Source organism: Lawsonibacter faecis, from assembly GCF_014287675.1.
GTDB lineage: Bacteria > Bacillota > Clostridia > Oscillospirales > Oscillospiraceae > Pseudoflavonifractor > Pseudoflavonifractor faecis.
The window spans coordinates 182,789-203,837 of sequence record NZ_JACOPQ010000003.1 but is presented as its reverse complement, the minus strand read 5'-3'; the positions used below and the strand labels follow the sequence as shown (position 1 = coordinate 203,837).

18 protein-coding genes and 2 tRNA genes are annotated in these 21,049 nt (G+C 62.7%); 10 read left to right on the top strand and 10 right to left on the bottom strand.

What is annotated here, in order from left to right:
• Nucleotides 1–45: 45 nt before the first annotated feature.
• On the bottom strand, nucleotides 46–519 hold the full coding sequence (locus H8S62_RS05225) for a MarR family winged helix-turn-helix transcriptional regulator (protein ID WP_186918710.1): 474 nt from the start codon (nucleotides 517–519) through the stop codon (nucleotides 46–48).
• Nucleotides 520–763: 244 nt separating this feature from the next.
• Here H8S62_RS05225 and H8S62_RS05220 point away from each other — a divergent pair.
• The 3 genes from H8S62_RS05220 (at nucleotide 764) to H8S62_RS05210 (ending at nucleotide 2,879) form a co-directional block, all read left to right on the top strand.
• Nucleotides 764–839: transfer RNA gene (locus tag H8S62_RS05220), tRNA-Ala, on the top strand.
• Nucleotides 840–877: 38 nt separating this feature from the next.
• Nucleotides 878–953 (top strand) — tRNA-Ala (locus H8S62_RS05215).
• Between the two features lie 228 nt (nucleotides 954–1,181).
• Nucleotides 1,182–2,879, top strand: a complete 1,698-nt coding sequence (locus H8S62_RS05210) for a hypothetical protein (protein ID WP_186918709.1) — start codon at nucleotides 1,182–1,184, stop codon at nucleotides 2,877–2,879.
• A 4-nt stretch (nucleotides 2,880–2,883) separates the two neighbouring features.
• Here H8S62_RS05210 and cas1 read toward each other — a convergent pair whose 3' ends face one another.
• The 5 genes from cas1 to H8S62_RS05180 all read right to left on the bottom strand — a co-directional run bounded on the left by cas1 (nucleotide 2,884) and on the right by H8S62_RS05180 (nucleotide 10,371).
• Nucleotides 2,884–3,876 carry a CRISPR-associated endonuclease Cas1 gene (gene cas1, locus H8S62_RS18315; protein ID WP_341481017.1) on the bottom strand — a complete coding sequence of 331 codons (993 nt, stop codon included), beginning with the start codon at nucleotides 3,874–3,876 and terminating at the stop codon, nucleotides 2,884–2,886.
• Nucleotides 3,877–4,331: 455 nt separating this feature from the next.
• A complete protein-coding gene (locus H8S62_RS05195; RefSeq protein WP_186918708.1) occupies nucleotides 4,332–5,096 on the bottom strand; it encodes a MerR family transcriptional regulator in 765 nt (254 codons plus the stop codon).
• Between the two features lie 71 nt (nucleotides 5,097–5,167).
• Nucleotides 5,168–8,446 carry a M56 family metallopeptidase gene (locus H8S62_RS05190; protein ID WP_186918707.1) on the bottom strand — a complete coding sequence of 1,093 codons (3,279 nt, stop codon included), beginning with the start codon at nucleotides 8,444–8,446 and terminating at the stop codon, nucleotides 5,168–5,170.
• Nucleotides 8,439–8,801, bottom strand: coding sequence for a BlaI/MecI/CopY family transcriptional regulator (locus H8S62_RS05185; protein ID WP_155148005.1), 363 nt, complete (start codon nucleotides 8,799–8,801; stop codon nucleotides 8,439–8,441). Before H8S62_RS05185 ends, H8S62_RS05190 begins: the two co-directional genes overlap by 8 nt.
• Nucleotides 8,802–9,000: 199 nt before the next feature.
• A complete protein-coding gene (locus H8S62_RS05180; protein ID WP_155148003.1) occupies nucleotides 9,001–10,371 on the bottom strand; it encodes a D-alanyl-D-alanine carboxypeptidase family protein in 1,371 nt (456 codons plus the stop codon).
• A gap of 98 nt (nucleotides 10,372–10,469) precedes the next feature.
• Here H8S62_RS05180 and H8S62_RS05175 point away from each other — a divergent pair, with 98 nt between their 5' ends.
• The 6 genes from H8S62_RS05175 to H8S62_RS05150 all read left to right on the top strand — a co-directional run bounded on the left by H8S62_RS05175 (nucleotide 10,470) and on the right by H8S62_RS05150 (nucleotide 15,491).
• A complete protein-coding gene (locus H8S62_RS05175) occupies nucleotides 10,470–10,850 on the top strand; it encodes a ComEA family DNA-binding protein (protein WP_186918762.1) in 381 nt (126 codons plus the stop codon).
• A 48-nt stretch (nucleotides 10,851–10,898) separates the two neighbouring features.
• The gene (locus H8S62_RS05170; protein ID WP_186918706.1) at nucleotides 10,899–11,585 is read left to right on the top strand and encodes a response regulator transcription factor; all 687 of its coding nucleotides are present in this window, start codon (nucleotides 10,899–10,901) and stop codon (nucleotides 11,583–11,585) included.
• A 103-nt stretch (nucleotides 11,586–11,688) separates the two neighbouring features.
• Nucleotides 11,689–12,219, top strand: a complete 531-nt coding sequence (locus tag H8S62_RS05165) for a helix-turn-helix domain-containing protein (protein ID WP_186918705.1) — start codon at nucleotides 11,689–11,691, stop codon at nucleotides 12,217–12,219.
• Entirely contained in the window at nucleotides 12,206–12,979 is a 774-nt protein-coding gene (locus H8S62_RS05160) for an alpha/beta hydrolase (RefSeq protein WP_186918704.1), read from the top strand. The genes H8S62_RS05165 and H8S62_RS05160 overlap by 14 nt, the downstream gene beginning before the upstream one ends.
• Before the next feature lie 143 nt (nucleotides 12,980–13,122).
• Entirely contained in the window at nucleotides 13,123–14,160 is a 1,038-nt protein-coding gene (locus H8S62_RS05155) for an ROK family protein (protein ID WP_186918703.1), read from the top strand.
• A 2-nt stretch (nucleotides 14,161–14,162) separates the two neighbouring features.
• Nucleotides 14,163–15,491 carry an MFS transporter gene (locus tag H8S62_RS05150; protein WP_243255367.1) on the top strand — a complete coding sequence of 443 codons (1,329 nt, stop codon included), beginning with the start codon at nucleotides 14,163–14,165 and terminating at the stop codon, nucleotides 15,489–15,491.
• A 96-nt stretch (nucleotides 15,492–15,587) separates the two neighbouring features.
• On the opposite strand, the gene H8S62_RS05145 is transcribed toward H8S62_RS05150, so the two are convergent.
• From H8S62_RS05145 to H8S62_RS05135, 3 genes are read right to left on the bottom strand one after another with little or no spacing between them, the layout of a single operon-like run.
• Nucleotides 15,588–16,127 (bottom strand): flavodoxin family protein, encoded by a 540-nt coding sequence (locus H8S62_RS05145; protein WP_186918702.1) that lies wholly within the window; start codon nucleotides 16,125–16,127, stop codon nucleotides 15,588–15,590.
• 59 nt (nucleotides 16,128–16,186) lie between these two features.
• Nucleotides 16,187–17,014, bottom strand: a complete 828-nt coding sequence (locus H8S62_RS05140; RefSeq protein WP_207723464.1) for an SIR2 family NAD-dependent protein deacylase — start codon at nucleotides 17,012–17,014, stop codon at nucleotides 16,187–16,189.
• A complete protein-coding gene (locus H8S62_RS05135; RefSeq protein WP_155147990.1) occupies nucleotides 17,007–17,777 on the bottom strand; it encodes a protein-ADP-ribose hydrolase in 771 nt (256 codons plus the stop codon). The genes H8S62_RS05140 and H8S62_RS05135 overlap by 8 nt, the downstream gene beginning before the upstream one ends.
• A gap of 197 nt (nucleotides 17,778–17,974) precedes the next feature.
• On the opposite strand from H8S62_RS05135, the gene H8S62_RS05130 reads away from it, so the two are divergent.
• Nucleotides 17,975–18,301: a winged helix-turn-helix transcriptional regulator gene (locus H8S62_RS05130; RefSeq protein ID WP_155147988.1), complete on the top strand. Its 327-nt coding sequence runs from the start codon at nucleotides 17,975–17,977 to the stop codon at nucleotides 18,299–18,301.
• Between the two features lie 280 nt (nucleotides 18,302–18,581).
• Here the strand turns inward: H8S62_RS05130 and H8S62_RS05125 are convergent, their stop codons facing one another.
• Nucleotides 18,582–20,990, bottom strand: a complete 2,409-nt coding sequence (locus tag H8S62_RS05125) for an ATP-binding protein (RefSeq protein ID WP_186918700.1) — start codon at nucleotides 20,988–20,990, stop codon at nucleotides 18,582–18,584.
• Nucleotides 20,991–21,049 lie beyond the last annotated feature (59 nt).

The following is a 21,049-nucleotide window of genomic DNA, read 5'->3' as shown; positions in this document are numbered from 1 at the left end:
GATGAAAAACAAAAAGGCAGGGCCGCAGAAGCGGCCCTGCCGGTATCAGGCCTCCTCCGAGGCGGCGATGTCTGCGCGGATGCTGTCCGCCAGCGCGGTGGTCAGCTTGCGAAAGGCGGTGAGCACCCACTCGCACTCCTCCTTGCTCAGGTGCTGAAAGGCCTGGCGCTCCGCCTCATGGAGGCGGGCGAGGAGCTTGTCCGCATAGGCCTTCCCCTTGGGGGTAAGGCGGATGAGGTTGTTGCGCTGATCGTGGAGGGCGCGCTGGCGGGTAATAATACCGTCCTGCTCCAGCCGCCGGAGGGAACAGGAGATGGTCTGCTTGGAGTAGCCCAGGCTGTCCTTCAGGCTGCGCTGGGTACAGAACTCCTGCTTGCTGATCTCATTGAGCACAAAGAGGGTGGTATCCTGTATTTTGTTGGCGGAGGCCCATTCGTTATAGACGGCGTCCATCTGAAAATAGCTGCTGTAATAGCTGTCAATATAGGCCTCCAGCTGCTTGCGTTCCTTGGCGGTCATGCCAAACCTCCTCAAAATGGCGGCGTGTGGTAAGAACGGATATCTATTGGCATTATACCCCAGGGGTGGAAAAACCTCAAGAGAAAAGCCCGCACAGACTTTTTACCGGCAGGGAAGGGTCCCGCTGCGGCCCGAACAAAAATTTGCGGAAGAAAACGAAAAAAGGATATTGACAAATACGCGCTATCCTGCTAAAATAACATTCGTTCTGTACGGGACAAATACCCGGCAGACACCAATATGTGGGGGTATAGCTCAGCTGGGAGAGCGCCTGAATGGCATTCAGGAGGTCAGCGGTTCGATCCCGCTTATCTCCACCACAAGTCCCTTTGGGACCTACAATTGAATACGGTTACGTGGGGGTATAGCTCAGCTGGGAGAGCGCCTGAATGGCATTCAGGAGGTCAGCGGTTCGATCCCGCTTATCTCCACCACAAAAGTCCCGAAATCACATGATTTCGGGACTTTTTCTTTGTTTTTTTGGATCTTGACGGGGGTATAGCTCGGTCGTCTGCTAAAATTGCAGGCGGCTTAACGATACCCCTAATGGTCAGGAAACGAGGAGCCACATAAAACGCTGGTTTTATACTAATCTTAGGTGCAATTGAGAATGAAATATGATAACATGTCTATTAATTATCTTAGTACAAAGAAGGGTGTCAATGGATAAAATCTGTCATTTGGCGCAGCAGCATCTGGCCGAACTCGATAGCATACCGAACCTATACCGGGCCTATGAAGATGAGTTTGTTGAATACCTCAGCGATGCCAGTGAAGAATTTCTCTGGCTGGGCATTAAAGTAGACCCCTTTGAAGATTCGATGGATCTTTATCTCACTTTCGACTATGTTGACCTTCCCACTGGCCGGCTTGAGGAGCTCTCAGCCAGCGATATAGATATTCTTGCTTTAAATGAGAGAACCAAATTGGAGCAAAAGTACTTTTCCAATTTCCTAAAGGATCACAGTCATGGCTTTGTCTGTACCTGGACAGAGCCCACTATGTGTCGTGGCATGACCAGCAGAGTGGGATATCGTGGTGTGCCGAGTGGATTTGATGAGGCCAATGCGTTTATTCAGAGTTGTAAAAACTATTTCGAATCAGTTCACGCTATGAATGATGAGGAACTTTTATCCATTCTCGTTAACGATCTGGTGAGCAGGCTTGGTTATAAAGGTGGTCTTCCTCTGAAATTGGAGTGCGGCAGTGTATCCACAGTCTCTCCAGACACGCAGTTTGTGTCGGCGGCTCTGCTGCAAAATCCCTACCTGGGGAAAAATTATGCCTTTTTTCAGTTGCCTATGCCATCTGGGACGGTGAAAACGATCAGCGCCGTTGCCTCTGATGCGCATATTTTTCAAATGTTGTGTCAAGAATTTGAGTATCTGGATGGCGCGGATTACTATCTGTTGGATGATGCGTTAATCGGCGTAAGCCGACATTTCTTATGGCGCAGTACATATAAGGACGACCCAGGAGTCAGCTATAGCCCCTATCTGGAACAGCTTGATGTCATGGACCGTTTTGAGGAGTTTCTTCCCTATGCAGATGAAGCACTGCGCAATCTTTACTATAATGATTATAAGCGCCGACTGGCTTTCGGTGCAGAAATAAATATTTTTACAGAGGGTCCCACAGATTGGAAACACATGAAATTTCACTGGCAGCGTTGTAGAGAGCAATACGCCTTTTCCAGGCTCGATCTTAAATTTCTAGAATATGAGTCTGAAAACAGCGGTGTGTCTACTGCGATTCACATGGATATGGATGGGACCAAACTATGCGAAATGTGCCGTTCCTTTTCCCTAACAACAAATCGAGAAATTCTCATTTTTATCGCCGACCGCGACCGTGCTGATGTGGTGAAAGCTCTTGCACCCACCCAAGGCAGCTTTAAATATTGGGGGAACAATGTCTATTCCCTGGTACTTCCTGTCCCGCCCCACAGGGTGGCTACTCCGGACATTTGTATTGAACATCTATACTTGGATGAGGAAATTAAATCCACATTTATGTGTAGTGATGGTGTAGAGCGCCGACTCTACTTGGGAAATGAGTTTGACCAATATGGGAGGGCTCCTGTGTTGGACCGCCTCTGTATAAACAGAGCTGCCTGCGGGGCAAGGAGTATTCGGGTCATTAATGGTTCGACTAAGGAAAGAGTCCTCTCTCTGAGCACTGAATCAGAGATTAACTATGCGCTGAGCAAAATGCAGTTTGCTGGGCATATTTGTAAGGGAGAAGTTCCCATCAGCGCTACTACCGAGAAGGCTTTTGAAGCGCTGTTCAAAATTATTTTAGATATCAAGATTCATCATGACAATATTGTAGCTTCCAGCAGACAGCCGCAGACTGAATAACTTCCTATGTATTGAAGCGCATCTCCAAACTCCATATAGAGGGGTACGTAACCGATGGGGTCAGGAGCCCCCAGGGGATTATCTCGCCCAGAAACGGATGGGTCGGCGTTTCCCGCTTCCGTTCCTGCCGCCGTTGCAGGAAGGCGCGCCGGGCCTCGTCCGTCAAATAGACCCCGCCGCTCTCCCGGAAGTCGAAATCCGCCTGCTTGAGCACCCGGTTGTTGACCAGGGTGAGGACGAAGCGGTCCGCCATGCAGGGGCGCAGCTCCTCCATCAGATCCAGAGCCAGGGAGCTCCGGCCGGGGCAGTCCCGGTGGAGAAAGCCCATGTAGGAGTCCAGCCGAGCGTCCTCCGCGCGCAGGCCGTGATCCAGCCGGGGGCGCTCAATGCTCCAGTAGGCGTTGTACAGCTTCCCGAACACCATGGAGCGGGCCGCCCGGCAGCTCTGGGCCGGGTCGCCCGCCCAGCGGTACTGTTCCCGCCGGAGCAGGACGCTGCCGTTGGCCTCGCCGCAGGCCCGGGCCAGGAATTTTCCCCTGGGGGTGCGGAAGGCCAGGAACACGCCCCGCCGGGCACAGGCCTCCATGAGGGCGGGGGAGGCCCCGGGATAGGCGAAGAAGATGATGCCGGACAGGGTGTGCAGGGGGTACCGGGCCAGCACCTCTTTTTCCCGGTTGGCCGCGACGTTCTCCCCGTCCAGGGAGAGGTAGATGTCCTCCGAGGTGACGAACAGGGTATTCAGCAGCTGTCTCATGGCCCGGCGCAGATAGGCCCCCGCCGTGCGCTCCCGCAGCAGAGCGGTCAGGCAGAGTTCTTCCAGAGAACGGGCGCTGCAGGCTTTGGATGGCTTGACTCTGGGCGTATACCCCCGGCGGGCGTGCCGGTGCGTCTCCGCCGGCATGTCCCGCACCTGCCCCCGCAGCTCCTGTGTGAAGGGCGCCGCCGTCCGCCGCCGGGTCTCGCCGTAGAAGAGCGCTCCCTCCGGGATGGGGCGCACAGCTGCAGTTCATCGGCGCTGTGGGACTTGGGGGGCGCGCCCCGCTTGAACTCCGCGGGATAGGGCCGCCAAAGGCCGTCCTCGCCCCGGAGGGGGACGCCTTGGAGATCGGCGTGGAACTCCACCACGTCGCACCGCCCTGAGACGCCGAGCGGCGGGGAGCATACCGGCAGATCCCGCAGGATCAGGGTATCACCCCGCCGCTCCCGCTGCTTCTCGTCGTGGGCCTGCCGGTGGTACAGATCGCCCTCCACGGTGCGAGGATTCTAGAGTGGCTCTACCATGTGGGCCCGCCCGAGCGCGAGATTGAGGACACCAAAGCAAAACCGCATAGATGATTGAATACGATGCGCAAACAGCCGCATTGCAAAAGCCCGTCCGCGTTTTCTCACGCGGACGGGCTTTTTACCGTTGAGGACAGGGGCGGGGGTTCTGCGGCGGGGCGGAATATCGCCCTACAGTGAAGCTGCGTAGGCCGCCACCGCGCGGCACAGGAAGGCGGCGCAGCCGGGGACGGACTTGTCGTAGTAGGCGGTGAAGCGCTCGTCGGCCACGTACATCTCGGCGAGGCCCGCGTGGGCCTGGGGGGAATAGCTGGGCCAGGTGAAGGAGAGCCACTCCCTGTGGAGGGCGGCGATGGCGCGGCCCTCCTCGCCCTCGGGGGAGACGCCGGCTGTGACGGCGGCCTCAAGCCGCCGCTGAAGCGCCTCCCCGATGGCGCTCATGCGGTCGTACTCCTCCCGGCTCATCTTCTCCAGCAGCTTGTTGCTGCCCTCCACGGCGGCCTCGCCGTATTTCCTGCGGATCTCCGCGCCGTATTTGGCCTCGTTCTCGGCGATGGCGTCGCGCTTGAAGGCCTCAAATTTTTCTCTGTCGGACATGGTATGTCCTCCTTTCGTACTCTCAATGGTCCTGTGGACGGTCAGGATGAGGGCGTCCAGCCGGGCGCGCCGGTCCTCCAGGGCCGCCAGGTGGCTCTGCAGCGCCGTCTGACGGTCAAAGGCCGGGTCGTCCAGCATGGAGCGGATGTCCGCCAGCTCAAACCCCAGCTCCCGGTAAAACAGGATCTGCTGGAGCCTGTCCACCTGCTCCGGGCCGTAGATGCGGTAACCCGCCTGCGTGGTGCGCAGGGGATGGAGTAGCCCCTCCCTGTCGTACCAGCGCAGGGTCCGGGTGGTCACGCCGGCCAGCTCGGCCAGCGCCTTGATGGCGTATTCCATAGTGGCGTCCCTCCTGACAATGGAGAGTATAGACCTTGACGCTGCGTCAAAGTCAAGAGAAAAAGAAAACTTTATTCTGCCAATTGATATTCGTCGTATACCTCCACCCGGCCGGTATGCCAGTCCAGGGAGATGGACGCGCCGTCGTAGACCGCGTCGGCGGAGTAATCGGCGATGAAGCCCACGCTCCCGCGGACCGACAGCACGGTGCTCGCCCGAATGGGAACGCCGGTGAGGTCGAAATGGTACTGGTCGGCGGGCGCGGCGTGTTCCCACAGCTTACTATCTTCCGACAGGGCCGTCAGGTCGCACACCTGTTTCGTGCCGGACCAGTAGAGGGCCATCAGGGTACGGCCGTCCTCCACCAAGCTCTCGCTGTCCACATAGTCTGTCACCAGGCTGCGCAAGTCCTCCTCCGTGAGGCTGGCGGGCCGGGAGAAGCCGCCGCCCTGAAGCTCGAAGATGTGCAGCTCATGCACGCTGACGTCGGTCCCCACGCCGGTACAAACCGCAACGGCCAGCTCGTCGGAGCCGTCGCCGTCATAGTCGCCCAGAGCCATTTCGGCCTGAATGTTCTGTGGGCCCTCGTGGTAGGCGATGCCGGGGTAGTAGTCCAGGCTGCGCCCCCGGCGCAGGAGCACACCGCGGCTGCCGCTGATACGCTCGTTGAGGCCGTAGAGGGTGATATCCGCCCCGGGCAGATCGGCCAGCACCCGTATGGGGTCGTTGTAGACCGCGCTGGGAGGCGTGCTCAGCCGGTGCTCCCCGCCGTAGTCCATATATGTGGGCGCGGGGAGGTCGTCCACCGACAGGGACGCCGGGTCCGGGATGGGCTGATCCCGGCGCCAGGCGTAGCCGTCGTAGCGGAGGACGGTCCTGCCGCTCTCACCCCCGTCCCCGTCCAGCAGGGCCAGGGTGAGGTCCATGGAGGCGTCGTCTCCGGTGAGGCTGACGATACGGTAGCCCGCCTCGTCCCCCGCGGGGAGACAGAAGCGGTCGATGGCGGCGAAGGTCTTAAAGCGGTCGGTGGTGTAGAGGCAGATGGGCGGCCAGCTCCCGCTCCGGCACTCCAGGGTGATGAAGCCCCAGTCCCCCTGGAGGAGGAGTGAGTCGGCCAGATAGACCGAATCGTCCGGCACGCCGGATCCGCCCACATCGGCGTAAATCCGGGAGACATCCAGCGCTTCCCAGGTCCTGCCGCCGTCGGCGGTGGTGAAGATGGGCGCGCCGTTGAAGAGATCCACGCAGATGACGCCGTGGTCCGGGTCGGAAAAGCCGGCCAATTTGGCGTACCACTTGGCGGCCTCCGGGCGGCCGTACTCGGTCCAGGTGTACCCGCCGTCGTGGGAGCGGTAGAAGTAAATATCCGCCCAGCCCACGCCGGTGCCGATGGAGACCACCGCCCAGCCCTCTCTGGAGGTGGTGAAGCCCGCCTGGACGGCGAGGCCGCCGTCAATCCCCTCCAGGGTGACGGCGCTGTCCCGGGCGGCCGTCTCATCTCCGGCCCAGCCGGCGGGGGCGGGGAGCAGGGGGAGGAGGGGCGTCCAGTCCGCGTCGCCGGGGTAGCGGAGGGCTGGGAGCCTGCCCGCGTCGAAGCTGACCTCCTGGTCGACCTCCGGCGGGACGTCGGCAAGGACCTCCAGCAGGCTCCACCAGCTTCCGGTCCTGCCGTCTTCGTAGGTACAGAGGATGTTCAGGAGAACCGCGCCGTCGGCGCCGTCCGGGAGCTGAAAGGAGCGGGCTGAGGCAGAGCCGATTTCCCCGCCCAGCGGCTCCAGGGTCTCCCGGCGGAAGAGCTGGACGCGGCAGTCCACGGAAACGTCGGAGGAAAAGGAGACGGCGAGGACTACGCCGGGTGTGACCGTCACGGCCTGGTCCCCGGAGACGGAGGGGGCGTCCTCCGACTCAATCAGGTAGAGCGGCCGGTTGCCCGCCTGCGCGATTGGGGCTGGGTAGTCCCCGCTCTGGACGGAGGGGACCAGCATACGGAAGCCGTACTCACATTCCCGATAGCGCAGGCCGCTGTTCCAGCGGCAGCGGACGACAATGGTCCGCTCCTCGGAGCCGATTCCGGTGGAGGCGCTGTGGGCGGGGAGGTAGAAGCTCCCGTCGGGCGCGGTGTCCTGAATCCGCTGGACGGGAGGCGAAGCGCCTCCGTCCAGCAGGTAGTCCTCAATGACGATTTCATCCGGCAGATCCGACCAGAAGGTGAGGTGAACGGCGTCGCCCACCTCGGCGGAAATCAGTGGGCGCATCTGCGTGACGGGGAAAGGGCCGCCGTCCCCGCCGCCCCAGTGGGTGGGATAGGCTTCGCACTGGAAGTCGGCTTTGCCGGGGATGCTCACGGTCAGGCTGGGGGGTGTCTCGGGCAGGGCCACCGGGTCGGCGGCCAGGACGAAGCCCAGGGCCAGGGCCAGCAGGGCAAAGGCCGCCGCTGCCAGGGGCAGGCTCCTGCGCCAGCGCAGAACGCCCTGGATACGGCCCTTCACGCCGTTCTCCCCGAAGGCCAGGGGCGTCCGCACCGGACGGGAGGAGGCCAGTGCGAGGAGGGCGGCGGAGTAGCCCCTGCGGATATCCTCCCCGCTTTGGCGTAGCACCGATTCGTCGCAGGCCGCCTCCATGTCCCGGCAGGCAAGCGCCCACGCCAGCCAGAGCACGGGGTTAAACCAGTGGACGGCCAGGGCCAGGAAGGCGGCGGCCTTGACGACATGGTCCCCGCGGCGGATATGGGAGCGCTCATGGAGGAGGACATAGCTCCGGGTGTCGCCGCTGAGACCCGGGGGAAGATAAATTTTCGGCGGGAAAAAGCCCAGAACGAAGGGGCTGTCGATGCGGTCGGTCTCCCAGACGCCGTCGGCGGTGCGGACTGCGGCTTCCACCCGGCGCTTCAGGCGGAAATAGGAGAGGCCCGTCCAGCAGCAGAGGGCCAGCAGGCCAGCGGCCCAGAGGATGGAGAGCACGCCCGCCGCGGAAAAGCCGGCCCCCTCCGGCTGTGTGGAGACGGCGGGGAGGGATGGGGCAGGGGGCGCCTCCGGGACGGCGGCTGTGCCGGAGGGGGCTGCCGGGGCGGTGAAGGCAGGGGCCGGGGGCGCCGCCGGGACGCCGTCGGTCCAGCCCAGGCCCAGGGGCTTGGAGGAGAGGACGGCGGCGGGACTCTCAAAGGAGAAGGGGCAGACCATGCGGAACAGCACCACCGCCCAGAGCAGGAAGACGATGCCCCGGGGGGCGCCCAGCTTTTTCAAAACGGCCCGCAGGAGCATCACCGCCAGGGCGCAGAGGGCGGCCACGGCGGACATCCGCAGGAGGGCGGCGAAGAGGACAGGGAGGGTATGGGCAAACAAGTCACTCATCTCCGGCCTCCTCAATCATTTGGCGCAGCGCCCGCGCCTCATCGGCAGAGAGCCTGCGGCCCCTGAGAAAGGCGGCGACAAAGGCGGGGAGGGAGCCGCCGAAGGATTTCTCCACCACGGCCTCGCTCTCGTACTGCCGCACCTGCTCCCGCTTCACCAGAGCGGTGACGGTGGCGGCCTCGTTCCTGAGGAAGCCCCGCTCCCCCAGCTTGCGCAGAAGGTTGTAGGTGGTGGGCTTTTTCCAGCCGAAACGCTCCAGGCAGAGCTTGGAGAGGGCGGTGGAGTTCACCGGCTCCAGGGACCAGATGAGATCCATGAGGCGGTACTCCGCATCGTACAATTTATAATCTTCCATAACGGCGGCCTCCAAAATGGTTTGTTAGAAGAAACCTGTTGATACAGATAGTTTATCCCGACAAACCACTTCTGTCAAGGGCGTTTGGCGAGGGTGCGGGCTCGCCGGGGGTGCGGCGGCGGGCTCTCTTTCGCAGTTCATTGAACGTGGGCACAAAAAAAGGCCGGGCAGTTTAACTGCCCGGCCTTTGGAAAGCCGATTACCTGCGGCGGCGTCCGCTGTAGCCCCGGCCGCCCCGGCTGCCGTAGCCCCGGCTTCTCCGGCGGCGGCCGCCGAAGACCAGGAAACGGACGATCAGGAAGAGAATCAGGAGGATGAGGGCCAGCAGCGCGGCCTTCACCCAGGTCTGGGAGAAGAATTTTTCAATGCGGTCCAGGTTGTAGAGCAGCTCCGAGCGCGCCACGCTGTCCACGGCCACCAGGTCCAGCGTGCCGTACTCCTTGCCCTCGTAGCGGAGGGTGACCTTACCCAGAACCATGCCCTTCTCCACGGGGGCGGTCAGGGTCTCGTAGTAGGACTCCACATCCTTCTCGAAGTCGTCGATGACGGCGTCGTTGGGGAGGGTGGCGGAGATGGTGCCGTTGGGCTCGGCCACCACCTTGTCGGCCTGCTCGGAGAGGGTCACGGGGACGGAGAGGAGGGGCTTGGTGGCGTCCATAACGGTCTGGCGGGAGAAGTTGGAGAAGCCCCACTGCAAAAGCCGCTTGCTCTCGGAAAAATAGGTGTGGCCCTCGCTGCCGGTGGTGCCCTCCACCCGGGTGCAGCCCAGCACCACAGCGATGAGGGAGCGGTCCCCCTTGGTGGCGGCGGAGGCCAGGCAGTAGCCCGCCTCGGGGGTGTAGCCGGTCTTGATGCCGGTGGCGTACTCGTAAGTATAGCCCTGGACGCGCCAGCTGGTGATCAGGGCGTTGGTGTCCCAGAAATGACGCTCGCCGCTCATATTGGTGGCGGGGACGGTGTAGTCCATGGAGGTGACCAGCTCCCGGAAGAGGGGGTACTTCATGGCCTCGTTGCAGATGAGGTAGATATCGTAGGCGGTGGTGTAGTGGTTGTCGTCGTGAAGGCCGTGGGGATTGGTGAAGTTGGTGCCCTCGCAGCCCAGCTCCTTCGCCTTGGCGTTCATCATCTCCACGAAGCCCTCAATGCCGCCGCCGATGGTCTCGGCCAGGATATTGCAGGCCTCGTTGGCGGAGGGGATGAGGGCGCAGGCCAGCACGTCCTTCAGCGGCATAATCTCGCCCGCCTTGATGTTCTGGGTGGAGGCGCCGGAAATCATCCGGTCGTTCACCGTGTTGCTGGCGGTGATCTCCTGCTCCAGGGTGAAGCGGCCCTCGTCGATGGCCTCAATGGTGAGCAGGGCGGTCATCACCTTGGTGATGCTGGCGGGGTACATCTTCTCATGGGCGTTCTGCTCGTAGAGAATCTCGCCGTCGGCGGTGTCCACCAGAATGGCCGCCTTGCCGTCGATGTGCATCCCGTCCACCGAGGGGGTGGCGGCGGCCAGGGGGGTGAGGAGGCCGGCGCAGAGGGCGGCGGCCAGGAGGAGGGAAAAGAGACGATTTTTTTTCATAGGAAACTCCCGCATCTTGTGTTATAATCTTTTTAAAAGTCATGTCTATTATAGCAAACCGGGACAGGGGGCGCAACCGGGAAGGTGGTTACAATTTGATGAAGATTTCAAAGCTGGAATTCGTCATTCTGCTTCTCACCGCCGCCTTTCTGGCCTTCGCGGGGGGCTGGTTCCTCCGCGGAAGCACTGCGGCGGAGCCGATCCGGGTGGAGGTCCAGCGGACGCTCTCCCCCGGGGAGACGCCGCTGGCGCTGCCCGCGCCCACCGGCGGCGGGGGCCCGGACGGGAAAATCAACATCAACACCGCCGACAGCGAGACCCTCCAGACCCTGCCGGGCATCGGGGAGAAGCGGGCGGAGGACATCATCGCCTACCGGGAGGCGCACGGCCCCTTCCGCATCGCGGAGGATCTGACCAGGGTAAAGGGCATCGGCGAGAGCATACTGGCGGGGCTTTTGGAGCAGATCACGGTGGAATGACGGCGGAACGCTCCCGGTTTGAGGTCTGACAGGGGTATGGAGGTTTATATGGCGAAAATTTTGGTTGTGGACGACGAGAAGGTGCTGGTCAAGGGCATCAAGTTCAACCTGGAGAGCGAGGGCTACCAGGTGGAGGTGGGGTATGACGGCGAGGAGGCCGTGGAGCTGGCCCGCAACGGCAGCTTCGACCTCATTATCCTGGACCTGATGATGCCGAAGATCGACGGCCTACAGGCCTGTATGCGCATACGGGAGTTCTCAAACGTGCCGGTCATCATGCTGACCGCCCGCAGCGAGGACACGGATAAAATCATCGGCTTTGAGTGCGGGGCCGACGACTATATCACCAAGCCCTTCAACATCCTGGAGGTGAAGGCCCGGGTGCGGGCCCTCCTCCGCCGGGCGGGGGTGGCCGCCCAGAGGGACAAGAACACCCGCCTGACCATGGGCCACATCGTCATCGACAGCGACGAGCGCTCGGCCTGGAAGGAGGGGAAGAGCGTGGACCTCACCGCCAAGGAGTTCGATCTCATCGAGCTGCTGATGCGCAACCCGGGCCGGGTCTACAGCCGCGAAAACCTGCTGAATGTGGTGTGGGGATACGAGTACGCCGGGGACTACCGCACGGTGGACGTCCATGTGAGGCGGCTGCGTGAGAAGCTGGAGCTGGACCCGGCCAACCCGGAGTATATTCTTACCAAATGGGGCGTGGGGTACTATCTGAAAAACGGATAACAAGGGCAGCCCGGCAATGCCGGGCTGCTTTTTGATTTGAGCAGCTTGACAATCTAAAAAATTAGAATATAATAAAAATATAGATTAATAAGGAGGCGTTGGGATGGACAGGGCCAAGCTGATTCTCAACCCCGCCCGGCTGCGGATTCTGCAGCACCTCAAGCTGTGCGGCCGCGCCTGCACCGCGGAGCTTGTGGAGCACCTGGCCGGCGTGCCCAGGGCGACGGTGTACCACCATGTGAAGCTCCTGGAGCAGGGCGGACTCATCGAAGTCGTACAGGAAAACCGCGTGCGCGGCACGGTGGAGAAGGTCTACGCCATGAAGGCGGGCGGACTGCCTATTACGGAGGGGGCGGACGCCGCTGCGCTCTCCACGGCGTTCCACATGGGTCTGATGCAGGAGATGAACGACTACTTCGGCCGCGGCGAAGGGGACTGCAGGCGGGATAACGTATTTTTCACATCGGCGCTGCTCTGCCTCACGGACGGCGAGTACGCTGCCCTGCTCCGGGAGCTGGTGGAGCTGCTGAAGCCCTATGCGGAGCGGACGGAGGGGGAGGGCAGGCGGCTGCGCAAGCTCTCCATCATCGCCTCCCCGCCCGGGGAGGCGGGGGATGAACATGAATTTCCATGAATTCGGGGACGCGGCCGCGCCGCATATCATGCTGATCCACGGCGGCGGGAACGCCTGGTGGAACTACCTGCGCCAGGCGCGGGCGCTGGCGGAGCGCTACCACGTGATTCTTCCCACCCTGGACGGACACGGCGAGGAGTACGCGGCGGACTATCAATCCACGCAGGCGAGCGCGGACAAGCTCATGGCGTATATTGAGGAGCGGTGCGGCGGGCGGCTGTTTGCACTGGGCGGCGTGTCCCTGGGCGGTCAGATTGTGCTGGAGCTGCTGTCCCGAAAGCCGGAGCTGGCGGAAAAGGCGATTGTCGACGGCAGCGTCTGCTATCCCCGGCCTGCCATGGCGCGGTTCTGCCTCGCCGCGGTGGGCCTGTGCTGGGGACTGATGTTCAGTGAGCGGGCGTGCCGGTTTCAGCTCGCCGCCATGCCGAAAATACTGCCGGAGAAGATGCTCTACCCGGAGGAGCTGAGGGAGCACTATCTCCGGGATATGCCCCGGCTTAGAAAAGAGACGCTTTTTGCGATTTACCGCACCTATATGGCCGATTACACCCTGAAAGAGAGCATTCGGGAGACAAAAGCGCAAATAACGTACTGGTATGGCGAGAAAGAGATGCGCTGCGTGAAAAAATCCGCGCAGATGGTGAAACGCTGTGTGCCCTCCTGCGAAATCTATGAGGCGAAGGGGTACAACCACGGCTATCTCTCCATCTACCTGCCCGACGAATGGCTTGCCCTTGCGGAGGCGTTTTTTCAGCGGTGAGGCGGGGCGATTCATGTGTAAAAGGGCGGTCGTCCGGTCTGACCGGACGACCGCTATTTTTTTCTGTTGACAAACGGGGGAGAAGCGCTTATACTTAAAACAGAAACTTATATAAGATTGTGATAAAAGCAGGGGGCGATGGGGTGGACGCATTAACGGCCAGGCCGGAAGTACTGAAGCAGGCGAATCTATCGGTGATCCGCAGGCTCCTGAAGACGAGAGGGACGGCCACCAGGGCGGAGATTGCCGAGGAGACGGGGATCAGCTCCACGACGGTCCGGGCCCTGCTGGCAGAGATGCTGGAGCGCGGCGAGCTGGAGAGCGCTGGCTACGATGCGTCCAGCGGCGGGCGGAAGGCGGAGCGGTACCGCTTCCGGCCGGACCGCTACCACGGCGCTGCGGTCTGCATGACCAACGTGGAGATCCACGGCCTGGTGGTGGACAGCTGCGGGGAGATTGTGGAGATCTCCCGCCTGGAGGCCGGCGACGGGGATTTTGAAAGGGCGGTCGTCGCCTTCCTGGACCGGGTGACCGCCCAGCGGGAGATCCGCGCCATTGGCCTGGGCGTGCCCGGCGTGGTGGACGGGAGAGTCTACTGGAAGAAGCGGCGGGACTGCGACGAGCTCTACCAAATTCCGCTGGGCGAGCTGGTGGCCCGGCGGTACGGCGTGAGCGTGGTTCTGGAAAACGACCTCAAGGCCGTGGCCATCGGGTTTGGGCGCTGCTATGAGAAGGAATTCCCCCAGGAGGAGCCGGAAAACACCAATATGGCCTACCTGCAGTTTGAGGAGGGCTGTGTCAGCGCCGGCTTCATCTCCGGGGGCCGAATCGTCCAGGGCAGCAAGAATTTTGCCGGCGAGCTGGGACTGGTCCCTATCGGCGGGACGCTGCTTGACGACTGGGTGACGTCGGCCGCGGACGACGCTCAGTACATCGACCGCATCATCCAGATTGTCAGCTGGGTATGCGCCATCCTCAACCCCCAGTATGTGGCCCTGGGCGGCCCGGATATGCGCAGGGAGTGCATCGGCCCCATCGGCGACGGACTGTCCGCCCTCCTGCCCAGACACATGCAGGCGGAAATACTTTACGCGCCAAACATGTGGCACGACTATCATGACGGCATGGCCTATTTGACGGCGAACAAACTGTTTGACGAGGTTCAATTCGTAAAGGAGTAGCCATGCTTTTTCACCGCCACGGCAGCGCGGCGACCGGGTCCCGGCCCCTGCGCTGCTTTTTTATCCAGACGGGCTTCGGGACCGCCTTTACCTATCTGACCAGCGGCGTGTTTCTCAGCGGTCTGGCCCTCCTGATGGGCGCGGGGGACGTGATTGTCAGCTATCTCAGTGTGATCGTGAATATCTGCGGGGTGCTCATCCTGCTGTTCTCTCCCGTCCTGGAGCGGTTTCAAAGCCGCAAGCGGCTCACCGTGGGACTGACGGTGCTCTCCAGGCTGGCGACCCTCTTCATCGTCTGCATCCCGGTAATCGCGCCGCCCGGTCTGCGGCTACCGCTGCTGCTTGTGGCGGTGGTGGCTGCCTTTACCCTCCAGGCCCAGACCACGGTGGTGCTGAACCAGTGGATGCTGGGCTTTATGGATGAGAGGCGGAGCGGCCGGTACATCTCCCGGCGGCAGACGCTGACCCTGGCTGTCACGGTGGCGCTTTCCCTGGCCGGCGGCTGGTGGATGGACGTTGCCCAGGGGCGGTATGAGGGCTTTGCGGCGTTGTTTGCACTGGCGGGCCTGATGGGTATATGTGAAGTGGTTTTACTTGTCAGAACCCCGGACGGACCGGCCTGCCACTCGGCGGTCAAGGGCTTCGGGCTGCGAGAGCTGGTGCGCCTGCCCCTGCAAAACCGGCCCTTTGCGGGGTTTGTACTCTATATCTTCACATTTTATCTGCTGCTCTACATCGCCGACAGCTTTACCATGGTCTACCTGATGAAATACCTGGCGCTGCCCTATGGGACAGTGAATCTGCTTTACATGATAATCTCCCTGCCCCAGATCGTGCTGCTGGGACTCTGGGGCAGGCTCAGCGACAGGCGGGGTCACCGGTTCGTGCTGAAGACCTCCATCTGGCTCTTTACCGGGGAGACGCTGTTTATGGCGTTCGCGGGGCCGGAGGGCTGGCCGCTCTTCATCCCCATCGCCTTCCTCTGCTCCTCGGCGGCCAACTCCGGCTTTGCGGTGGCCGTGTTCAACCGGCGGTATGAGCTGATGCCGGGGGAAAACCGCATTGTCTACGACAATTTCTATTCCGCGGCGGTGGGCGCGGCTTTTATCCTGGGACCGATGGCCGGCGGCGCGATCAAAGGGGCCGTGGAGTCCGCCCTTCCGGCGGGGGGAGGGGTCCCCTTTGCGGGGATTCGGGTGCTCTACATCGTCTCGGCGGTGGGAATCCTGCTCCTCCAGACCGTCTGCTGCCGCCCGGGGAGGGGCGGCGTCCGGGCCCCTGCCGCGCGCTTCCCCGAGGGACCGAAAAACTGTGACTCAAGTGTAGGATAGCGTGAGGGACTGCGCCCGCGGGCGCAGTCCCTCACGCTATCCTACACTTCAGCTTTTTTCGGCGGGCGCTTTTATGCCGGCGCTGCCACGGGGGAATCAGACGTTTCTGCCCATCCCGTAGGCCTGGGCCATGGCCGGGGTCTTCTCGATGTCGCCCTTCTGCCACGCGCCCACGCCGTAGAGAATGCCCTTTTCCACCGCGCCGGACAGGCAGTCCTCGGTAAAGCCCCGGAGGCCCTCGATGGTGCGCTTCATCATGCCCGTGTCGGTGTCGGCGGCGGTGACGATGAAGTAGAACTCCTTGCCCGAAATCTCCCCATACCGGGGGACGGTGCGGTCGATCAGGGTCTTCATCTGGGCGCACATGGAGTAGAAGTAGACCGGAGTGGCCAGGACGATGACGTCCGCGGCCACCATCCTGGCCAGGATGTCCGCCATATCGTCCTTCTGGACGCACTGGCGGGATGCGCTGCACGCGCCGCAGCCGGTGCAGCAGCGGATGTCCTTCTCGCGGAGGGAAATGGTCTCCACCGTATGGCCGGCCCCGGCCGCACCTCTGGCGAACTGGGCGCAGAGCAGCTCGGAATTGCCGCCCTTGCGGGGGGTGGAGGAGAGAATCAGAACGTGTTTACTCATATGGCATGCCTCTTTCTTTTTCTGATACCGCCATGCTAACACCTGGAGTGAACTCCATGTCAAGAAAAAGTTTTCAGGGCGCTCAAAACCCGGGCGATATCGCCGTCGACGCTGATGGCCCGGGGAGCCAGCTCCTTGGGGGCGGGGGCCTGTCCCAGGTTCACACAGGCGTAGACGGCGTCCGGGTTGGCGAGGGTCCTGCGCCAGAAGGGGTACTTGATGATGGCGGGGGTGTTGTACCCCGCGCCCAGCTCCAGGTAGAGGACGCTGCCGGCATCATGGGAGTGGAGGAAGTCCGTATACCGGCGCCGGGCGGCGTACCAGCCGGGGTCCTGGACGAAGGCGTCGTCGCAGCGCAGATTCACGGTCATGGGCCCGCCGCAGGCGGGGCAGCGGGGGACCAGCGCCGTGGGGACGCGGAGGTTCTCCTGCTCCGCCACCATGCGGCGCACGGCCTTTTCATTGTCGTAGGTGGTCTGGCGGCAGGGGAGGGAGCACTGAAAGAGGCCGTAGTCCCCCTGGGTGTAGAAGAGCCTGGACTTGTCGAAGCCCGCACGCTGGAAGCAGTGGTCCACGTTGGTGGTGAGGACAAAGTAATCCCTGCCCCGCAGAAGCTCCAGCAGATCCCCGTAGACGGCGCCGCCGTCCTCGGCATAGCGGTTGAGCCAGATATGACGGCTCCAGTAGGCCCAGTACTCCTCAGGCGTGGGGTAGGGCCAGAACCCGGCGGAGTACATATCCCGGTAGTGGTATTTGGCGATGAAGTCGGCAAAATGGGTCTCGAACCGGGGACCGGAGTAGGCGTGGCCCGCCGAGGCGGAGAGTCCCGCACCCGCGCCCACCACCACCGCGCCGGCCCGGTCCAGGGCGGCGCGCAGCTCAGCCAAGGAGCTCCCGGTAGATGGAGAAGTCGATATCCTTGAAGACATTAAAAATCACCTGCTTTATCCTTGGGTAGTCGGGCAGGGCCGCCCGGACGGCGGATACCGCGATTTCCGCGGCCTGGCGGTTGGGGAAGCGGTACACCCCGGTGGAGATGCAGCAGAAGGCCACGCTGCGGCAGAGCGCCGCGTCGGCTGCGGCCAGGCAGGCGCGGTAGCAGTCCGCCAGGGCGCGGCGGTGGGAAGTGCGCAGGGGGCCGTCCACGATGGGGCCCACGGTGTGCAGGACGTGAGCGGCGGGAAGGTTGAAACCCGGCGTCAGCTTGGCCCGGCCCGGGGGTTCCTCATAGCCCTGGGCCTCCATCAGCTCATGGCAGGCCTGCCGGAGCTGGAGCCCCGCCGCCGAGTGGATGACGTTGTCAATGCAGTTGTGGCAGGGGTGGAAGCAGCCCAGCAGGGCGGAGTTGGCGGCGTTGACGATGGCGCCGGCCTTCAGGCGGGTGATGTCCCCCTGCCAGAGAACCAGGCGGGGGTCGCCGGGGACGGCGGGGAGCGCCTGGGCGTCCACCACGCCCCGCGCCCCGGCCTCCTCCCGCAGAAACGCGTCCTGGACCCGGAGCCAGTCCGGGCTGATGGGGACGGGGGGCCGCAGGTTCATCAGCCCCCGCAGGAGGGCGCGCTTTTCGCACCCGTCCTGCGGGACCGCCGTGCCCGGCCGCTCCGCGGCCAGGCCCCGGACCAGATAGTCCAATCGCTCCTGCTGGGTCATAGCGGCCCGCTCCCTTCTCCCACTTGACTTTTTTGTGCCGTGTGATTAGTATAGGGCCATAGGGACAAATTGTGAAGTAGGCACATTTGAGTGCCGCAGTTTCCAAAGGATACTTTGGGGGCGCCTGCAGATCATGGGCGATCCGCCGTCCGTCCGCGGCGGCGGATCGGATACGCCCTGAGGGGGAGGGGAATGATATGAGCAAGACCAAGGAACTGCCTGCCTGCCCGGTGGAGACCACCCTCATGCTGATCTCGGACCGCTGGAAGGTGCTGATTCTCCGGGACCTGATGGAGGGCACCCGGCGCTTCGGAGAGCTGAAGAAATCCATCGGGAGCATCTCGCAGAAGGTGCTCACCGCCAATCTGCGGGACATGGAGGCCGACGGGCTGCTGACCCGGAAGGTCTACCCCGAGGTACCGCCCCGGGTGGAGTACACCCTCACCGAGACGGGGTACAGCCTCAGGAGCGTCCTGGACGCGATGACCCAATGGGGGACGGAGTACCAGCAGAAGACGGTGTAAAGACGTGCGGACGCCATCCGCGCCCGGCTGCTGACTCGGCCCGCAAAAAAAGTCTGTGACACGTATGATTACGCCGCGGACGTATGAGCCTGAAAAGAGCTTTGCGAAAGAGTTCCGCCGCGCTTACGGCCTTCAGGGGGCAGGCGACATGGACGGCGGCAACTGATTGCGGTATTGAAGCTGAAAAGGCAGCCGCCTCAAAATGGGCGGCTGCCTTTTTGTTGAGTGCCGGGTTAGGCGTCGGAAACAGGCTTCCGGCGGCGACCATCATAACGGGAGCTTAAGACGCAGACGCGCTGGGCGGCTTCCCGTTGCGCTGCCGCCAGGAGAGGCAGCTGGAGAGCGCGGCGCGGAGTTGCTCCACGGAGATGGGCTTGGCCAGGTGGCCGTCCATCCCGGCCAGCCGGGCCCGGCTGGCGTCCTCGGTGAAGGCGTCCGCCGTCATGGCGATGATGGGCAGCTCGCTGATGCGCTCCATCCCGCAGGCGCGGATTTCCCTGGTGGCGTCGTAGCCGTTCAGGACGGGCATCTGCACGTCCATAAACACGATATCGTAGTAGAGCGGGGGATGGGCGCACACGGCGTCCACCGCCTGCCTGCCGTTCTCGGCCACCTCCACCCGGGCGCCCAGAATTTCAAGCATCTCCACGGCGATCTGGCGGTTGAGCTCGTTGTCCTCCACCAGCAGGACCCGGAGCGCGGAAAAGGACTCCACCCCGTGGGCGCGCTCCTCCGTCGGCGGGAGGAGGGAAGCGTCCCGCTTGGTCAGGCAGAGGGTGACGGTGAAGCGGGAGCCGCTGCCGTACCGGCTCTCCACCTCAATGGCGCCGCCCATCATGGTCACCAGGTTTTTGACGATGGTCATGCCCAGGCCGGTGCCGGGAATCTTGCTGGTGCGGCTGTCGTCCGCCCGGCTGAAGGGCTCGAAAATGTGCTCCAGATACTCGGGCTTCATGCCGATGCCGGTGTCCGCAATCACAAAGCGGTAGGTGCCCACATGGGCCTCCTCCTTTTTCAGCTCCTCCAGGGAGAGGGAGATCGTCCCCTCGGCCTGGGTGTATTTGGAGGCGTTTTCCAGAATGTTGACCAGCACCTGCTGCAGCCGCTGCGCGTCCCCGCTGACCCGGGCGTGGAGATCGTCGGCGATGGAGAGGGAGAGCGCCTGCCGCCGGTTCTCCAGAGAGAGCCGGACCAGCTCCACGCAGGCGCCCACCAGCTCCCGCAGGTCGAAGTCCTCCTCGGAGAGCTGGGCCGCGCCGCTCTCAATCTTGCTGACGTCCAGGACCTCGTTGATGAGGCCCAGCAGATGCGCGCCGGAGCCGGCGATCTTCTCCAGGTAGTCTTGCATCCGCTCCCGGTCCTCCAGATGGCGCTGGGCCAGCTCGGTCATGCCCAGAATGGCGTTCATGGGGGTGCGGATATCGTGGCTCATCTTGGAGAGAAAGTCGCTCTTGGCCTGGCTGGCCTTCTCCGCCTTCTCCAGCGCGTCCTCCAGCAGCAGCTTGGCCCGGCGTTCCTTCTCCAGCGCCTCCTCCTGCAGGCGGCGCTCCCCGTCGATATTCCGGGAGAGGGTGATCTCGATCAGGTCGTCGGTATAAGGGCTCTCCACCCGCACCACCTGGGTGAAATTCCAGTGGTATGCGCCGTCCCCGCCCAGGTGGGGGACCTCCATCGTCACAATGCGCTGACCGCTTGAATAGGCGTCGATCAGGGCCTGGCGGGAGAATTTCCGGATAAACTCCGCCCGGTGGTCCGGGTGGACGGTGGTCAGCTCAGCCTGAATCAGCGCGTCGAAGGTGCCGGAGTCGCCCGGCTTCCGGACGGGGAAGCGCTCGTACTCCAGCATATGGTAGGTGTTTTGCGTCAGATTGACCGCGATGAGCATCTGGTAGGCGGCGCGGGCGGCGGTGGCCAGCTGGCTGATCTCCACGTTTCGCCGCTGTTCCAGCAGGAACTGGTCGTGAATGTCCCGAAAGACCAGCACGCACCAGCAGTCGTCCTCACCCGCCAGCGTAATCCGGGCGGCGGTGAACTCCACCATGTGGTAGGCGCCGCCGCAGCGGCGGCGCAGCCGCCTTGTAACCTGCCGCTGTCCCCGGCCGAAGTGGGCGAGCAGCGCCTCCCGGGAGAAGGCGGCGTTAAAGAGGTCCAGATCGTCGGGGTGCAGCGTCTTTTCCGCATAGAAGCGGTTTTGCACCCCGAAGCCGCCCCGCTCCGGAATACCGGCCCACATGGCGTCCTTCTGGCAGTTGACGTAGTAGTCGCCGGTCAGATTGACAATGATGCACTCGTCGAAGACGGTCACAAGGCTTTGGGCGTACATCTGCTCGACCTTCTGAAGGCCCTGCTCCTCCTCAAGATTCATCCGGTGGGGCGTGGCGGTCACCACGACGGCCTGCACGCCGCCGTCCCACGCCACGCGGTTGGCGGTGATGTCCACATTGGTCTTCAGAAGCGGATCGTAGCAGACGATATGGCTGGACGTCCGCCCGCCCAGCCCGGCCAGGGGACAGCTGGCGCACAGCTCGGGCCAGACCTCATGGCACCTCACGCCGAGGGCGGCCCGCCCCCGGGCCGTCTCCTCACAGCGGCGGTTGAAGTAGAGCAGCCGGTGGGTCTCCTCCTCGATGACATAGACGCTGGTCTCGCTCAGGGCGTTGAGTAAGTTTGCCAAATTACCGTCAAGCATTGCGTCCGCTCCTCATCCTGATTGGGGTATGACTGAACAGTTCGCCATCATTATATACT

Bases quoted from the DNA above. Each gene is read 5' to 3' on its own strand.
- H8S62_RS05225 (WP_186918710.1), bottom strand. From the start codon at position 519: ATGACCGCCAAGGAACGCAAGCAGCTGGAGGCCTATATTGACAGCTAT.
- H8S62_RS05210 (WP_186918709.1), top strand. From the start codon at position 1,182: ATGGATAAAATCTGTCATTTGGCGCAGCAGCATCTGGCCGAACTCGAT.
- H8S62_RS05195 (WP_186918708.1), bottom strand. From the start codon at position 5,096: ATGGAATACGCCATCAAGGCGCTGGCCGAGCTGGCCGGCGTGACCACC.
- H8S62_RS05190 (WP_186918707.1), bottom strand. From the start codon at position 8,446: ATGAGTGACTTGTTTGCCCATACCCTCCCTGTCCTCTTCGCCGCCCTC.
- H8S62_RS05185 (WP_155148005.1), bottom strand. From the start codon at position 8,801: ATGGAAGATTATAAATTGTACGATGCGGAGTACCGCCTCATGGATCTC.
- H8S62_RS05180 (WP_155148003.1), bottom strand. From the start codon at position 10,371: ATGAAAAAAAATCGTCTCTTTTCCCTCCTCCTGGCCGCCGCCCTCTGC.
- H8S62_RS05175 (WP_186918762.1), top strand. From the start codon at position 10,470: ATGAAGATTTCAAAGCTGGAATTCGTCATTCTGCTTCTCACCGCCGCC.
- H8S62_RS05170 (WP_186918706.1), top strand. From the start codon at position 10,899: ATGGCGAAAATTTTGGTTGTGGACGACGAGAAGGTGCTGGTCAAGGGC.
- H8S62_RS05165 (WP_186918705.1), top strand. From the start codon at position 11,689: ATGGACAGGGCCAAGCTGATTCTCAACCCCGCCCGGCTGCGGATTCTG.
- H8S62_RS05160 (WP_186918704.1), top strand. From the start codon at position 12,206: ATGAATTTCCATGAATTCGGGGACGCGGCCGCGCCGCATATCATGCTG.
- H8S62_RS05150 (WP_243255367.1), top strand. From the start codon at position 14,163: ATGCTTTTTCACCGCCACGGCAGCGCGGCGACCGGGTCCCGGCCCCTG.
- H8S62_RS05145 (WP_186918702.1), bottom strand. From the start codon at position 16,127: ATGAGTAAACACGTTCTGATTCTCTCCTCCACCCCCCGCAAGGGCGGC.
- H8S62_RS05135 (WP_155147990.1), bottom strand. From the start codon at position 17,777: ATGACCCAGCAGGAGCGATTGGACTATCTGGTCCGGGGCCTGGCCGCG.
- H8S62_RS05130 (WP_155147988.1), top strand. From the start codon at position 17,975: ATGAGCAAGACCAAGGAACTGCCTGCCTGCCCGGTGGAGACCACCCTC.
- H8S62_RS05125 (WP_186918700.1), bottom strand. From the start codon at position 20,990: ATGCTTGACGGTAATTTGGCAAACTTACTCAACGCCCTGAGCGAGACC.